At 36.6% G+C, this 16231-nt stretch carries 15 protein-coding genes; 11 read left to right on the forward strand and 4 right to left on the reverse strand.

Annotated features, from left to right (window positions below; genetic code table 11):
• Positions 1 to 59: 59 nt before the first annotated feature.
• From ICJ85_RS13395 to ICJ85_RS13415, 5 genes are all read left to right on the forward strand, one after another.
• A complete protein-coding gene (locus ICJ85_RS13395) occupies positions 60 to 1325 on the forward strand; it encodes a porin (RefSeq protein ID WP_188224307.1) in 1266 nt (421 codons plus the stop codon).
• 289 nt (positions 1326 to 1614) lie between these two features.
• Positions 1615 to 1884, forward strand: a complete 270-nt coding sequence (locus tag ICJ85_RS13400) for an Asp-tRNA(Asn)/Glu-tRNA(Gln) amidotransferase subunit GatC (RefSeq protein WP_188224308.1) — start codon at positions 1615 to 1617, stop codon at positions 1882 to 1884.
• 3 nt (positions 1885 to 1887) lie between these two features.
• A complete protein-coding gene (locus tag ICJ85_RS13405) occupies positions 1888 to 3288 on the forward strand; it encodes an amidase family protein (protein WP_188224309.1) in 1401 nt (466 codons plus the stop codon).
• Entirely contained in the window at positions 3288 to 6620 is a 3333-nt protein-coding gene (gene gatB/aspS, locus ICJ85_RS13410; protein ID WP_188224310.1) for a bifunctional amidotransferase subunit GatB/aspartate--tRNA ligase AspS, read from the forward strand. The genes ICJ85_RS13405 and gatB/aspS overlap by 1 nt, the downstream gene beginning before the upstream one ends.
• Positions 6621 to 6799: 179 nt before the next feature.
• On the forward strand, positions 6800 to 7327 hold the full coding sequence (locus ICJ85_RS13415; RefSeq protein WP_188224311.1) for a DUF2911 domain-containing protein: 528 nt from the start codon (positions 6800 to 6802) through the stop codon (positions 7325 to 7327).
• Between the two features lie 50 nt (positions 7328 to 7377).
• On the opposite strand, the gene ICJ85_RS13420 is transcribed toward ICJ85_RS13415, so the two are convergent.
• Positions 7378 to 7704, reverse strand: coding sequence for a DUF202 domain-containing protein (locus tag ICJ85_RS13420; RefSeq protein ID WP_188224312.1), 327 nt, complete (start codon positions 7702 to 7704; stop codon positions 7378 to 7380).
• Between the two features lie 47 nt (positions 7705 to 7751).
• Positions 7752 to 8381, reverse strand: a complete 630-nt coding sequence (locus ICJ85_RS13425) for a 7-carboxy-7-deazaguanine synthase QueE (RefSeq protein WP_188224313.1) — start codon at positions 8379 to 8381, stop codon at positions 7752 to 7754.
• A gap of 188 nt (positions 8382 to 8569) precedes the next feature.
• Between ICJ85_RS13425 and ICJ85_RS13430 the strand changes: the two genes are divergently transcribed.
• From ICJ85_RS13430 to rluF, 6 genes are read left to right on the forward strand one after another with little or no spacing between them, the layout of a single operon-like run.
• Positions 8570 to 10102, forward strand: a complete 1533-nt coding sequence (locus ICJ85_RS13430) for a helicase HerA-like domain-containing protein (RefSeq protein WP_188224314.1) — start codon at positions 8570 to 8572, stop codon at positions 10100 to 10102.
• Between the two features lie 47 nt (positions 10103 to 10149).
• Entirely contained in the window at positions 10150 to 10701 is a 552-nt protein-coding gene (locus tag ICJ85_RS13435; protein ID WP_188224315.1) for a hypothetical protein, read from the forward strand.
• 5 nt (positions 10702 to 10706) lie between these two features.
• A complete protein-coding gene (locus tag ICJ85_RS13440) occupies positions 10707 to 11681 on the forward strand; it encodes a YitT family protein (RefSeq protein ID WP_188224316.1) in 975 nt (324 codons plus the stop codon).
• Between the two features lie 18 nt (positions 11682 to 11699).
• A complete protein-coding gene (locus ICJ85_RS13445) occupies positions 11700 to 12071 on the forward strand; it encodes a cupin domain-containing protein (RefSeq protein WP_188224317.1) in 372 nt (123 codons plus the stop codon).
• The gene (locus ICJ85_RS13450) at positions 12072 to 12896 is read left to right on the forward strand and encodes an alpha/beta hydrolase (protein ID WP_188224318.1); all 825 of its coding nucleotides are present in this window, start codon (positions 12072 to 12074) and stop codon (positions 12894 to 12896) included.
• 39 nt (positions 12897 to 12935) lie between these two features.
• Positions 12936 to 13751 (forward strand): 23S rRNA pseudouridine(2604) synthase RluF, encoded by an 816-nt coding sequence (rluF, locus tag ICJ85_RS13455; RefSeq protein ID WP_188224319.1) that lies wholly within the window; start codon positions 12936 to 12938, stop codon positions 13749 to 13751.
• Between the two features lie 59 nt (positions 13752 to 13810).
• Here rluF and folD read toward each other — a convergent pair whose 3' ends face one another.
• Positions 13811 to 14686, reverse strand: a complete 876-nt coding sequence (folD, locus tag ICJ85_RS13460; protein WP_188224320.1) for a bifunctional methylenetetrahydrofolate dehydrogenase/methenyltetrahydrofolate cyclohydrolase FolD — start codon at positions 14684 to 14686, stop codon at positions 13811 to 13813.
• Between the two features lie 46 nt (positions 14687 to 14732).
• Positions 14733 to 16061 (reverse strand): signal recognition particle protein, encoded by a 1329-nt coding sequence (ffh, locus tag ICJ85_RS13465; protein WP_188224321.1) that lies wholly within the window; start codon positions 16059 to 16061, stop codon positions 14733 to 14735.
• Positions 16062 to 16231 lie beyond the last annotated feature (170 nt).

Genomic DNA, 16231 nt, shown 5'->3' on the forward strand with positions numbered 1-16231 from the left:
ATTTTCATCATTTAGTTAGCTATAACTTTGCCTAAACTATAAAATAACTTACCACCGTTATGAAAATAAACAACCAGACCTTTACACTTTGCTTAATACTATCTTTAATACTTCCTGCAACAGTATTAAGTCAAGAAAATGAAAAATTTAAACCTACCTTAAACTGGAATATTACTTCGCAATTTTGGCTCAGGTATTCCGACTTGAATGATGGTTCTGAAATACATGGTGAACCGACCAACGAGTTTTTCGATATATCTATTCGTAGGTTGCGTATTCCTGTATCCTCTCAAATCACCCCTAAAATATATGCTTATGCTATGTTTGGAGGGAATAATTATAACTTTAAAGGCGATACCTTCCCTATTGGAGTTTTAGACTTATATGCAGAATATTCTTTTGCTAAATATTTTGAAGTTGGCTTTGGAAAATCGGGTTGGCAAGGCTTAAACCGTTGGAATATTCGTTCCAGTAAAACATTAATGGGATTAGACTCTCCTTTATTTACTTTAAACTCTGTTGAAATTAATGATGACATAGGTCGCCTATTCGGGTTTTGGGTTAAAGGTCAGGCTGGCAAATTCGATTATAGAATGACATTTAACAGACCTTTTTATGTCCAAAAAATTCCTGATGGAGCTGTTAACTTTGCCAACAACAAACCTAGGGTAAAAAGTTCTGCCTACGTAAAATATCAGTTCTTTGAACATGAATCTAACAAATCTGCCTATCAAACAGGTACTTATTTGCAAAAGAAAAAAGTGTTTAATATAGGAGGTGGTTTTCAATTTCAACCAGAAGCCATGAGTGACGGAGACGCAAACCTTGAAGACACTAACATTTACGACATTTCGCACTTTGCAGCAGATTCGTTCTTAAACCTTCCGTTATCAAATGGCAATGCAATTACGGCTTACTTGGGCTATTTCAATTATGATTTTGGAAAAGACTACATCCGAAATGTTGGAGCGAATAACCCAACAACCGGAGGCGGAACGGACTTTAATGGCTCAGGTGTCGCATTCCCAATGATTGGGACAGGAACAACCTGGTACGGACAGTTTGGTTATGCCTTTAAACAAACTCAAGTTTTAAACCTTCCTACGGTTATCCAACCTAATATTGCTGTTCAACATTCTGACTGGGATGCTTTAAATGAAAATATGACGGTTTACGATTTTACAGTAAACTTCCTGGTAAATGGGTCTCACGGTAATAAATTAAGTTTAGGATATCAGCACCGACCTATATTTGATGCTGTTACTTTAGAGCAAAAAGACTATAAAGGTATGGCGGTTCTGCAATATCAAATTTCGTTTCACTAAAATCCATTTTAATAATTAAACCCAAACAACGTTTTCATTATATAAACATTAATTTATTTTCAACTTTTTTAATAAATCAATAATACCTTACCGTATACTTAAAAAAATAATGGAAAGTATGTTTATTCTCTATATCTTTGAGAACGAATAAATAAAAATGACAGTAATTAATAACAATAATAATTTCAATAATCCTAAAAGTTAGGAGAGGAAGGTTATTGTTTAAAATATATGTAAAAAGCCTTCCGAGTTCGGAAGGCTTTTTTTTTAACCCATAAATAAATCAGACATGAGTAAAATTATGACCGTCGACATCTTGTCGAGTATTAAAGGAGCACAGCCCAGTGAGGCTGTGAACAAATTATTTGATGTAATTAAAAATGCACAAGCAACAAATAACAACTCCTTTAATGACAATCGTAATAACTGCGTGTCGTTAGATGATTTAAGAGAAGACGAAGTGATTGAAAGTTCTTCTGTTGAAAAGCAAATCATCATCGAAAACTTCCCAAAAGAGAAAAAAGGCTATTTAGTCGTTTCTAAAATTATAGAAGAATAACACATGGAATCTCAAATACATAAAATTCACCAGCAACTTGCAAATAAAGAGATGTCCTGCGTTGCTTTGGTTACAGAAAAATTAAACGCTTTAAAAGCAAATACACACAATACCGTAAACTCCACTTTAGACGATTTAGCGCTTGATTTAGCGACAAAAGTTGATGCTAAAATTGCCAATGGTGAATCTATTGGTTTATTAGAAGGCATCCCTTTTGGTATTAAAGATGTTTACATGCTGCAAGGCACAACAACCACAGCGAGTTCTGATTTGCTGAAAAATTACAAATCGGCTTACACCGCAACGGCTATTCAAAAATTATTAGATGCCGGAGCCATTCCTGTAGTTAAAGAAAACTGCGATAGTTTTGGTCACGGTTCATCTTCTGAAAACACCATTTTCGGATCGGTTAAAAATGCTATTAACCCTAACCTTGTTGGTGGTGGGTCCAGTGGTGGTTCGGCAGTAAATGTAGCTAAAGATTATACGGTATTTTCTATTGGTGGCGATACCGGTGGTTCTGTGCGTCAGCCAGCTGGTTACAACCATGTGTATGGTTTAAAACCGACTTACGGACGTATTTCGCGCTACGGCTTAATGGCTTATGCGTCGTCTACCGACTGTGTTGGCCCTATTGCAAAATCGGTTGAAGATATTCGTATTGTTTTAAATGTGATGAGTGGTAAAGATATAAAAGATCAAACCTCTTACGCTTCTGCGGAAATTAACGCAGAAAACATTAAAGATACTTCTGAAATTAAATCGGTAGGCTATTTTAAAAACTTCATTGATAGTGACGCCATCGACCCAAAAATTAAATCGGACTTTTTAAGTACGATTGAAAAAATAAAAGTCAAAGGTATCGAGGTTAAAGAACTGGATTTCTTCCAATCTGATATTTTGGTATCGACGTATTATACGCTTGCCATGGCCGAAACAGCTTCTAACCTATCGCGTTTAGATGGCTCCAACTACGGTAACCGTATTGAAGATAAAAACTTAAAAGAATCTTACGCCATAACTCGTTCAGAGAATTTTTCAGAAGAAACCAAACGACGCATTGTTGGTGGAAACCAGGTATTATCACAAGGATTTTCAGATGAAATTTATTTAAAAAGTTTAGCACTTCGCGATGCCATTTCAGAAAACTTTGAAGACGATTTTAAAGATGTTGATATTATCTTATCACCTGTAACACCAAGCACACCGCCAGAAATTGGCAACAGTTTAAAAGATCCGCACGCTATGTATTTAAGCGATGCATATACCGTTGGATTCAGCCTTGGACAATTACCAACATTAACGGTTCCGCAAGGTACAGAAACAGGCTTACAAATTACAGCCGCAAAAACGAATGACGAACTTGTTTTGAAGTTTGCTAACTTCTTAAAAGATACGATATAATGGAATTAGAACAATTAGACGCGCTTTTAAAAGCCTACGAATTAGAATTGGTTATCGGACTGGAAACTCACGTACGATTAAACACTAAAACCAAACTGTTTTGTTCTTGCCCTAATCAGGAAATTGAAACACCTAACCAAAATATATGTTCAGTTTGTACTGGGCAAATGGGGGTTTTACCCGCCGTAAATAAAGAAGCTGTTAAAAAGGCTATTTATTTTGGTAAAGCTGTAAAATCGACCTTTTCCAACGAGGTGATTTCATGGGATAGAAAACATTACGAATACCCGGACAACCCGAAAAACATACAAATTACGCAGTTTCACAACCCCATTATTCCAGATGGGCAAGTGTCTTGTTTTCGTAACGACGGATCACAATTCACCGTAAACTTAACACAAGTTCATATAGAAGAAGACGCTGCGAAATTGATGCACGAAAAAACGGTTTCTTTGGTAGATTTCAACAAAGCTGGTGTACCACTAATTGAAATTGTTACAGAGCCTTGTATTCGTCATATTGAAGATGCTTCAACCTACGCGCAGTACATTCAACGTATTGTTCAGAATTTAAAAATATCTGAAGCCAATCTGGAAAAAGGAGAATTTAAGTCGGATGTTTCAGTATCACTTCGTAAAAAACATTCGTATGCATTAAATCCGCGTACCGAAATTAAAAACTTAAACTCGTTTAAGTTTATGGTCGATGCTTTAAAAGAAGAAGTTGAAAAACAACTAAACTATTACATCGAACATAAAGAATTCAGACCAGATCAAACTACCGTGCTTTGGGATGCCGATTTAAAGCAAACCAAAACCATGCGTAAAAAGGAATACGAGGCTGATTACCGTTTTATTTCCGAGCCAGACTTACCTTTTGTATGCATAAAAGATGTGGTAGAATCGATTGATGTTGATGTGAGTTCATTGCCTTTTGCGGTAGAATCGATTTTAATTAAAGGCGGCGTTTTACCTCAGGACGCTAAGTTTTTCACAGCAGATTCTTTACGTTCTGAAACCTTTGTAGCTATTAACGATGTTATTCAAGATCCGTCGTTTGTGGCCAAAACATTAACCAACAATATCAAACCTGAAGAATACGGAGACATTCACCGTGTTGAGCATTTAATTGAAATTTTCCAGCTGTTTAAATCGGAAAAAATCACCTCTGTTTTGGTTCAAAATGCGATTACTGAATATTTAAAAGACAGACACTTTGATTACAACCAATATTTTGATGAGAACACCATTTCTGAGGACAAAATTCAGGATGCCATTACTAAAGTCATTTCAGAAAACGAAGCTATAGCTAACGACATTAAAGGAGGAAACCAAGGTAAAGCTGGTATTTTAGTTGGAAAAGTTATTGCTATTATTGGCAAAGGTGCTTCCGGAAAAGTGATTCGCGAAGGAATTTTAAATGCGCTTCAAGCGGATAATACTTTAATTTCGTCAGCAGAAACCACAGTAAAAACAAAGGCTGAAGCTCAAGCATCTTCTAAAAAAGAACAGGAAGAAGTTTTACCTAAAATCCCTATGGTCATTAAAGAAGAATATCGCACTCATTTAATTACCGATATTAATGATAATAGTATTACCCAGGAAGTCACTTTTGCGGGATGGGTAGCCAGCGTACGTGACCACGGCGAATTAATTTTCATCGACCTAAGAGATTCAAGCGCAGAGAAATTTCAGATACGTTTAAGTCGCGAGTCATTCCCTAACCTTGATGAACTAGTTCGATTAAAACCTGAGTCGGTAATCACGGTTTCAGGAATCATTGTTCAGCGTAAAGAAGATGACTACAATGCCGCGTTACGCACCGGAAAAATAGAACTTGAAGCTAAAGAACTTGATATTTTAAATCTTTCAAGAACACTGCCGTTTGAAATAAAACGGGCGACAAAAACTAATGAAAACACCCGTTTCCAATATAAATATTTAGATCACAGAAATGACGATGTGCGTCGTACCATCGTGAACCGACATAAAGTAATTAAGCTGCTTCGTGATATTTTAGATGAACAGGATTTCCTTGAAATAGAAACACCTATTTTAAGTGCCGGAACCGATGAAGGGGCTCGTGAATTTATTGTTCCTTCAAGAAAACAAGCTGGCGCATTTTACACGCTACCACAAGCACCACAGCAGTTTAAACAAATGTTAATGGTGAGTGGTTATGAAAAATATTTCCAGATTGCACGTTGTTTTAGAGATGAAGACTCGCGTGGTGACAGACAACCAGAGTTTACGCAGCTAGATATTGAGATGGCGTATGCCAGCATGCAGCAAATAATAGATTTAAACACCAAAATGTTTAACGAGGTGGTGACTAAAATCTATGGCAACAAATGGAAACTTCACCCGTTTGAAGTGTTGACATACAAAGAAGCGATGAACAATTACGGTTGTGACCGACCTGACTTACGTTTTGGATTGAAACTTAAGGATATTACCGAGATAGTAAAAGACACCACATTCCAAGTGTTTAGTAAACCTATTGAAGAAGGTGGAATTGTAAAATGTATCAAGGTTACCGCTGAAGAGCAAGGTAAAAAACGCCTATCGAAAGGTCAAATTGAAAAATTAACCGGCATTGCTCAGCAACACGGTTTAGGTGGTTTAGCCTACATCATCGTCAATGAAGACGATTTACAATCGCCAATTATTAAATTCTTAGGTGAAGATATCGCTGCAGGAATTATTGAAGCCACAAATGCTCAAGTTGGCGATATTGTATTCTTCTCGGCTGCCGATTATGCAACAGCTAACAAAGCTCTAGATGCTGTTCGTCAGGAATTAGGAAGCATGCTAAAATTAATCAACCCTAAGGAATTAAGACCAGCATGGGTAGTTGATTTCCCAATGTTTGAAAAAACCGATGAAGGCCGCTGGACCTTTACCCACAACCCGTTCTCGATGCCTGCAGTTTACGACATCGAAAAACACATGAATGGCAAAGAAGAAGAAATCGGATCGATAATCGCGCAACAATACGATTTAATTCTGAATGGTTATGAAATTGGAGGCGGTTCTGTGCGTGCACACAAACCAGAAATTCTGGAAGCTACCTATAAAAACATGGGCTACAACAAAGAAGAAATGATGAAGAGTGTTGGCACTATCTACAAGTCGTTCCATTACGGAGCTCCGCCACACGGTGGTATTGCCTGGGGTGTAGACCGATTAATGATGATTTTAGAAAAGAAAAACTCTATTCGAGAAGTCATGGCCTTCCCTAAAACAGGAACCAGCGAAGATTTACTGTTTGGTGCTCCCTCGATGCTTTCAGATAAAAAAGTAGAAGAAATGAATGTAAAAATCATGAAATAATAATGATTTAAACAGTCATAACTTAAAAAAGCTTCAGAGGTTTCTGAAGCTTTTTTTTATTCTTCATTATTAAACAAATTCAAATTTTAACAGTCCTACTTAAGATTTAGAAAAACATTAAGAATATTTCAACTTATCTTTAAATCACATTAACAATTAAAACAACTAATATCAATTTTATGAAAAAATCAACTTTATTAACCACACTTGCCTTTGCTTTTGTGATGTTATTTTCAGTAAACTCTCAGGCCCAAAAATTTGCAAAATTAGACAAAAGTCCTTTGGACATCGCTTACTTCAGAACGAATAGAAATGCTGCCCCAATGGCAAAAGTAATATACAGCAGACCACAACTTAACGGTAGAGCTTTAGCTACTTTAGCGCCTAACGGAAAAGTATGGAGAACCGGTGCTAATGAAGCTTCTGAAATAAAATTTTATAACGACTCTAAGTTTGGGGGGAAAGATGTAAAAGCTGGAACTTATGCATTATATACGATTCCTGGAGAAAAAGAATGGACTATAATTTTAAGCTCAGACACCGATGTTTGGGGCGCTTACAATTACAAAGAAAGCAATGATGTATTGCGCGTAAAAGCTCCAGTAACCCAAGGGGAATCTATTGAAGCCTTTTCAATTGCATTCGATAATACCAATATGTTTTTAGCCTGGGGCACCACTAGAGTCGCTGTACCTATTAGTCAGTAATTTTAAATTTATTTGCATAAAAAAACGCCCTGAATTATCAGGGCGTTTTTTTATACACTCTTGTCATCCAAATATTCTGAGAGGTAAAACAATCGTTTTAAACTGCGTTTAAGAACATAAAACCTGTAAACACCAATTATTAAAAACACAACAGAAAATACCAGTGCCGCAAAAGCTAAATATTTAAAATTAGGATAATCTTTAATTTGAAATAAAGCAAAACTCCCAATTAACATATACAACGACGACCTAATATACGATAACAACGTACGTTCATTTGCAAGGCGTGTACGTTCTATAGCCAACTGATCGCGTAAAATAATACGCTCATCGGGTTTAAATTCGCGACTACTGGGAATTATTTTTTTCCTTTTCATCAAGGCTTTCATTTTAAATGTTTACCTTAAAAATACAGTATTTTTATTTAAGGAATATTTAAATACTTATGGGTTTGTAAGGACACTTTCCATTTCGGGTGCTTCATCACATAATCTACAATTTCAGGAATCACCTTATCTCGTTTACTCCATTCTGGCTGCATATACAAAATGCAATCATCATTCACTTTAGCCGCTTGCTCTTCTGCAAAACGAAAATCATCCTTGTTATAAATGATAACCTTTAGCTCATTTGCTTTAGCATAAACTTCTTCGGTAGGTAATTTCATTTTTTTTGGCGACAAGCAAATCCAGTCCCAGATACCGGTTAATTTATAAGCGCCTGAGGTTTCAATATGCACCTGCATCCCTTCAGCTTTTAACTGGGTGGTTAAAGCGGTCATATCCCAGGTTAAAGGCTCTCCACCGGTAATTACAATGGTATCACTATATTTTTTAGCGTTCTCTACAATTTTAGTCGTCTCGGTTGGCGGATGTAAATCGGCATTCCAGCTTTCTTTCACATCACACCAGTGGCACCCCACATCGCACCCCCCAACACGTATAAAATACGCGGCAGTACCTTTGTGGTATCCTTCACCTTGTATGGTGTAAAACTCCTCCATTAAAGGCAGCATTTCGCCTTTATCTACTAATGTTTGTAATTCGCTTTTCATGGGTGCAAAGATACATATTCATTTACTTTATTTAGTTTTTTTAGAGTTCATTTAACGTCTTTAGATATCTATCAAAATAAAGACATTCAACAACATGCAAAAAGCAGGTTAAAACTAATGGCGATTCGTAAAAAACAGCTATTTTTTTCTTCATCAATTTTCATGTATTTTTAACCAAAACAAAAGGTATGAGCAAAACAGACGATTTTTTAAAACACATAACAGAAGGGAATACAACTAAAGGCGATTTTATCCCTGTTGGCGCCGCGATGCTCGACGGTGAAACCATAACAGGTGCTCATGTAAAAATACCTTTAAAAACCTTAAATCGTCATGGATTAATTGCTGGAGCTACAGGAACCGGAAAAACTAAATCGCTACAGGTTTTAGCCGAAAATTTAAGTGAACGTGGTGTACCGGTTTTGCTTATGGATATTAAAGGAGACTTAAGCGGATTAGCCAAGCCAAGCCCTGGGCATGTGAAGATTGATGAACGTATGTCTCAAATTGGTTTACCTTTTGAAGCCAAAGCATTTCCTGTTGAACTATTAACCTTATCGGAACAAAATGGTGTTAGACTTCGTGCTACCGTTAGCGAATTTGGCCCGGTATTATTATCTCGTATTTTAGATCTTAATGACACGCAATCTGGAATTGTAGCAGTGATTTTTCAGTATTGCGACAACAATAAACTGCCTTTATTAGACTTAAAAGATTTCAAAAAAATATTACAATACGCGACCGATGAAGGCAAAGAAGAGTTTACCGAAGCTTATGGCCGAATTTCGACTGCGTCTACTGGAGCTATCTTACGTAAAATAGTAGAACTGGAACAACAGGGTGCCGATTTGTTCTTCGGAGAAACCTCATTCGACGTTCAGGATTTATTACGCATTGATGACAATGGAAATGGCTATATAAATATTATTCGTTTGACTGATATTCAAGACAGACCTAAACTGTTTTCAACCTTTATGTTGAGTTTATTAGCTGAAATCTATTCAACCTTCCCTGAGCAAGGTGATTCCGGAAGACCAGAACTGGTTATTTTTATTGACGAGGCACATTTAATATTTGATGAAGCTTCGAAAGCGTTACTCAATCAAATTGAAAGTATCGTTAAACTGATTCGTAGTAAAGGCGTCGGACTGTATTTCGTTACCCAAAACCCAACCGATGTTCCTGAAGAAGTTTTAAGTCAGTTAGGTTTAAAAATTCAGCATGCCTTACGTGCGTTCACCGCAAAAGACAGAAAAGCCATTAAACTAACAGCTCAAAATTATCCAGATTCTGAATATTACGATACTGCAGAAGTATTAACTTCTCTTGGTACCGGAGAAGCTTTAGTTTCAGCTTTAGATGAAAAAGGGCGCCCCACGCCTCTTGCTGCAACGATGATGCGTGCTCCGATGAGCCGGATGGATATTTTAACAGACGACGAATTAAATGAACTTCTTTCAACTTCTAAACTGGTTAAAAAGTACAACGAAACTATAGACCGTGAAAGTGCCTACGAATTATTGAATGAAAAAATTGCGCAGGCCGAAGCAGATGAAGCCAAGGAACAAGCTAAAAAAGAACAGGAAGCATTAAAAAAGGCAAAAAGCTCATCATCAACAAGACGCAGAAGCACAGCTATGAATCCCGTGGTAAAAGTATTAACCAGTGCCACGTTTATTAGAAGTGTTTTTGGTATTTTAACTAAAATCATGAAAAAATAATACGACATTTGTCTCTTAAAACATAAAAACAACCTATCTATCATTACATGAAAAAACTAATATTAAGCATCACCGCTTTATCTTTATTATTTGCAAGTTGTGGCAAAACGCAAGACCCTTTCGAAGTATCTAAACAACATGTAGGCTTATTAACAGATTCTACCCTTGTTAAGAACTTAAAAACCGTTTTTATAAATGATTCGATAACCGAAATATTTAATGACAATGGCTTTATGGGCGTTGGCAAAAGCATTGAGGTTTTCGATAAAGCAGGCAAAAAATTATTAATCTTAAATCCGGAGTACAAATCGGATACGACGGCTGTTGTAAAGAGTGTTCAAATTATCGATCCGCGTTATAAAACCGATAAAAATATTACTACCAAAAGTACATTTAAAGATATTAACGGTAGCTATAAAATATCGAGAATCGATAACTTAATTAATTCGGTTGTGGTTTCAGTAAACGAAATCAATGCTAGTTTTACAATTGACAAAAAAGAATTGCCTGCGAACATCAGGTTTGATATGAATCTGGATATTGAAGCGATGCATATTCCTGATAATGCTAAAATAAAATACTTCTTTATAAACTGGTAAACCCTATGAATCCGTTTCTATCTAAATTACTAGTCGATGTTGCTCGCAAAAAGCTAAAAAGCAAAAGCGATGCGCCTGTGAGTAAACGACAGATTGTACCATTGGTTAGAATATTTCAGGTAGAACTGGCTCATGCCATTAAAGAATATATTTTCATTATTATTGGTGTGTTTTCTGCCGGATTCGGATTAAAAGGGTTTTTATTACCTAATCATTTTATCGACGGAGGCGCCACTGGTATTTCGTTATTACTAAACCATGTGACGTCTCTCGATTTGAGTATCTTCCTTATACTTGTTAACCTTCCGTTTTTAATTTTAGCTTCAAGAACCATAAGCATTAAATTTGCGATTAAGAGTATTGCAGCTATTGCGTTTTTAGCCTTTGTGGTTCACTTTGTGGACTATCCCATAATTACTGAAGACAAACTTTTAATTTCTGTTTTTGGTGGATTTTTCCTTGGTTTAGGTATAGGATTATCTGTACGAGGTGGTAGTGTTATAGACGGCACTGAGGTTCTGGCTATCTACTTAAGCCGCAAGTTGTCACTAACTATTGGAGATGTTTTACTTCTTACTAACATTATAATTTTTTCGGTTGGAGCCTATATCCTTTCTATAGAAACAGCACTTTACGCAATTTTAACGTATCTTGCGGCCGCAAAAACTGTCGATTTTGTTGTTGATGGCGTTGAAGAATATGTTGGTGTTACCATCATATCAACACACCACGAGGAGATACGCCTTATGCTTACCGAAAAGTTACAGCGCGCCTGCACCATTTATGCTGGTAAAGGAGGATTTGGCTCTTCAGGAAAAAGCTACGATAAAGACATTATTTATACAGTAGTTACACGTTTAGAACTCGCCAAACTTCAAACTGAAATCGACAAAATAGACCGAAACGCCTTTATTATTATGGGAATTGTAAAAGACCTAAAAGGCGGTATGATTAAGAAGAAACCCTTACAGGGACATTAAATCTAAAACCAAAATATTTTGGCCAATAAAAAATACACCGTACAAAGTAGTCCGTTTGTTGTACCCACAACCGATGGCAAAGTTATAAGAGAGCACTTTGGTGTTGCAACCGATGGTAATAAAAACATTAGCATCGCCCATATGAAAGCACCTGCGGGATGGAGTGAACCCTTTCAAACACCAGAATTTGACGAATACACCTTTATTATTTCTGGCAGAAAGCAATTTATTATAGAAGACGAAACCGTTGTATTAGAAGCCGGACAATCCATAAAGATAGAACGCAACACCCGAGTACAATACTCCAATCCTTTTACCGAAGTCTGCGAATACATTGCCATTTGCACGCCAGCATTTTCAATGGATTTAGTACACAGAGAAGACAATTAAATGAATAATACCCTTGTTAAAACCATAGGTAAACTTATAAATACAGTAAGTTACCTATCGCCAAACTGTGCAGCTAAAAAAGCTGTAGATATATTTTCAACACCAAGAAAAGGAAAGTTACACACCGAAGAATTAGAGTATCTTAAGTCTGCAACTCAAAAGACTTTTGAATACGACGGTATCGATATTAAAACCTATTTCTGGCAAGGAACAGAAAAAACCATTTTACTGGTTCACGGTTGGGAAAGCAACTCCTATCGCTGGAAAGATTTAATCGACATTTTTAAAGCAGAAGATTACAACATTGTAGCTTTAGATGCGCCTGGACACGGAAATTCGGGACACAAAACATTTAATGCCGTGTTGTATTCTGAATGTATTAACATGGTGGCACAGGAATTTAAACCAGATATTATTATCGGGCATAGTATTGGCGGCACAGCATCAGCGTTAGCAACCAACAATCATAAAATCCCTGTTGAAAAACTAATTTTATTAGGAGCACCTTCAAACTTTGACGAGGTTATTGACAACTACGTAAAGATTATGGGCTACAACAAAAGGGTTACAAAAGCCATGGATGCGTATTATTTAAAACACTTCGGAAAATTACCAAGTTTTTACAGCATCAAAAACTTTTCAGAAGATCTGGAAGCCGACGGCTTAATTATTCACGATAAAAAAGACCGTATCATCTCGTATCGTGATGCTTTGCAAATTTCGAAATACTATAAAAATGCCAAGCTGGTTAAGACTAAAGGCTTTGGCCACGGTTTAAAAAATGAAATTGTTTACAATCATATTTTAGAATTTTTAAACGCTTAGAATTGTTGTATTTTTGCCCAAAACAATAATCACCTCTACATGTCGGAAGAATTAAAACGTATAAACAAATATTTAAGTGAAGTTGGATACTGCTCGCGCCGGGAAGCCGACAAACTTATTGACGCCGGTCGTGTAACCATAAACGGTAACCTTCCCGAAATGGGTACTAAAATCGCAACTGGTGATGTGGTTTGCGTTGATGGTAATGAAATAAAAAACACTAAGGAGAGTTTCGTTTATCTGGCATTCAACAAGCCGGTGGGTATTGTTTGTACGACAGACACTAGTGTAGAGAAAGATAATATTATAGATTACATTAACTACCCGAAACGCATCTTCCCTATTGGCAGACTAGATAAACCCAGTGAAGGTCTTATTCTTTTAACTGACGATGGCGATATTGTAAACAAAATTCTTCGTGCGAGTAACAACCACGAAAAAGAATATATAGTAACCGTAGATAAGCCGATTTCTCAAACCTTTATTGAGCGTATGGCTGGTGGTATTTATTTAGAAGATTTAAAGAAAACCACCAACAAATGTAAGGTTGAAAAGCTAAGCACTTACGAATTTAAAATTATCCTTACCCAAGGCTTAAACCGACAAATCCGCAGAATGTGTGCGTATTTAAATTATGAAGTACAAACCCTGAAACGTGTTCGCATTATGAACATTAAGCTGGACACACCTATTGGGGAATACCGAGAACTAACCAAAGAAGAATTCGCTGAATTAAACAAACTTATTAGCACTTCAACCAAAGTGTTTAAACCAAAAACCGACCGACGCTTTGGCATTTCTTCTGAAAGACCGCAACAAAACGACAAACGGCAACCGAAACGCAGAAAAAGATAAACAAAAAAAAGCAGCATTAATTAATGCTGCTTTTTTATTTCTATAGAGATAATTATTTTCTATCCGTGTCTTTCTCTTGCTAATAAGGTATTCTTAAGAAGCATAGCAATGGTCATTGGACCTACTCCTCCAGGTACCGGAGTAATAAAGCTAGCTTTAGGGCTTACACTTGCAAAATCGACATCACCTGCTAAACGGTAACCCGCTTTTTTAGTGTCGTCTGGCACACGTGTAATTCCAACATCAATTACAACCACACCATCTTTAACCATATCTCCTGTTAAATATTCTGAGATACCAATAGCAGCTACAATGATATCTGCACCACGAGTAATTTCAGCTAAGTTCTTCGTACGACTGTGTACAACTGTAACCGTTGCATCACCAGCCTTACGCTTCTGACTCATTAAAATACTCATTGGGCGACCAACAATATGACTACGTCCCATAACTACCACATTTTTACCAGAGGTTTCCACGTTATAACGCTCTAATAATTCCATAATTCCGAATGGTGTTGCAGGAAGGAATGTTGGTAAATCTAACGCCATTTTACCTACGTTTGTCGGGTGGAAACCATCAACATCCTTATTCGGATCGATAGCCATTAATACCTTTTGCTCATCGATATGCTTTGGTAACGGCAACTGCACGATAAATCCATCGATATCATCATTGGTATTTAATTCGTTGATTTTCTGTAATAGAACATCTTCGGTAGTTTCCTCAGGTAAGTCTATTAAAGTTGAATGAAACCCAATTTTTTCACAAGCTTTAACTTTAGCGTTCACGTAAGTCATACTTGCTCCGTCTGTTCCTACTAAAATTGCCGCTAAATGAGGTACTTTTTCACCATTAGCAACCATGTTGCTTACCTCAACAGCGATTTCCTCTTTAATATCGTTACTTACTTTTTTTCCGTCTAAAATGGTCATTGTCTAGATATTGTTGATAATTGAAATAACTCCTTAACTTAAAAAATTAACGCATGCCTCGCATCATACCCATCATCTTCTTAGCACCACCATCCTGCATCATCTTCATCATTTTGCTCATTTGGTTGAATTGCTTTAAAAGCTGATTTACTTGTTGAACTGAAGTTCCGGATCCTTTACCAATACGTTTTTTTCTACTCGCATTAATGATTGACGGGTTGGTTCTTTCTTCTGGTGTCATCGAATAGATAATCGCTTCGATACCTTTAAATGCATCATCATCGATATCGACATCTTTCAACATTTTCCCAGCACCAGGTATCATGCCCATAAGGTCTTTCATGTTACCCATTTTCTTAATTTGCTGAATCTGATTTAAGAAATCGTCGAAACCAAACTGGTTTTTAGCAATTTTCTTTTGAAGCTTACGTGCTTCTTCTTCATCAAACTGCTCTTGCGCACGCTCTACTAACGACACCACGTCTCCCATACCAAGGATACGGTCTGCCATACGTGACGGATAGAACACATCAATCGCTTCCATTTTCTCACCAGTACCAATAAACTTAATTGGTTTATTAACTACCGATTTAATTGAAATGGCCGCACCACCACGCGTATCTCCATCTAATTTAGTAAGGATAACCCCGTCAAAATTCAACACATCGTTGAAAGCTTTTGCTGTATTTACAGCATCTTGACCTGTCATAGAATCTACAACAAACAACGTTTCTTGTGGTTTAATGGCAGCGTGAATGTTAGAAATCTCGGTCATCATCGCTTCATCAACAGCTAAACGACCCGCAGTATCTATAATTACTACATTATGTCCGTTAGCTTTTGCATGTGCAATACCTGCCTGAGCAATAGCTACAGGATCTTGATTTCCTTTATCGCTAAAAACCTCTACACCAATCTGCTCACCAACCACATGTAACTGATCGATTGCTGCTGGACGATACACGTCACAAGCCACTAATAAAGGTTTCTTTGTTTTTTTATTTTTAAGGTAATTAGCAAGCTTACCAGAAAAGGTTGTTTTACCAGAACCTTGTAAACCCGACATTAAAATAACACTTGGTGTACCCGACAGGTTAATGCCTTCAGCATCACCTCCCATTAATTGGGTTAACTCGTCTTTAACGATTTTAACCATTAATTGCCCTGGCTGTAATGTGGTTAATACATCTTGCCCAAGCGCTTTTTCCTTAACGGTATTGGTAAATTGCTTTGCTATTTTAAAGTTAACATCGGCATCTAATAAAGCACGTCTTACTTCCTTTAGGGTTTCTGCTACATTGACTTCTGTAATACTTCCGTGTCCTTTAAGAACGTGTAAGGCTTTATCTAATTTATCGCTTAAATTATTAAACATAATTGTTATTGAAATTTTAAGAAGTGCAAATTTAGTGATTTGCTGTGTATTATAGAAGTATACTAATATAAAATATGGCACAAAAAAAAGGACTATCAAAATCACTACTTTGATAGCCCTTTCTGGTGAAAGCTTCCTTAAATAATTAACCTACTAATTTGAACAAAAAA

This window comes from Aestuariibaculum marinum (assembly GCF_014596975.1).
GTDB lineage: Bacteria > Bacteroidota > Bacteroidia > Flavobacteriales > Flavobacteriaceae > Aestuariibaculum > Aestuariibaculum marinum.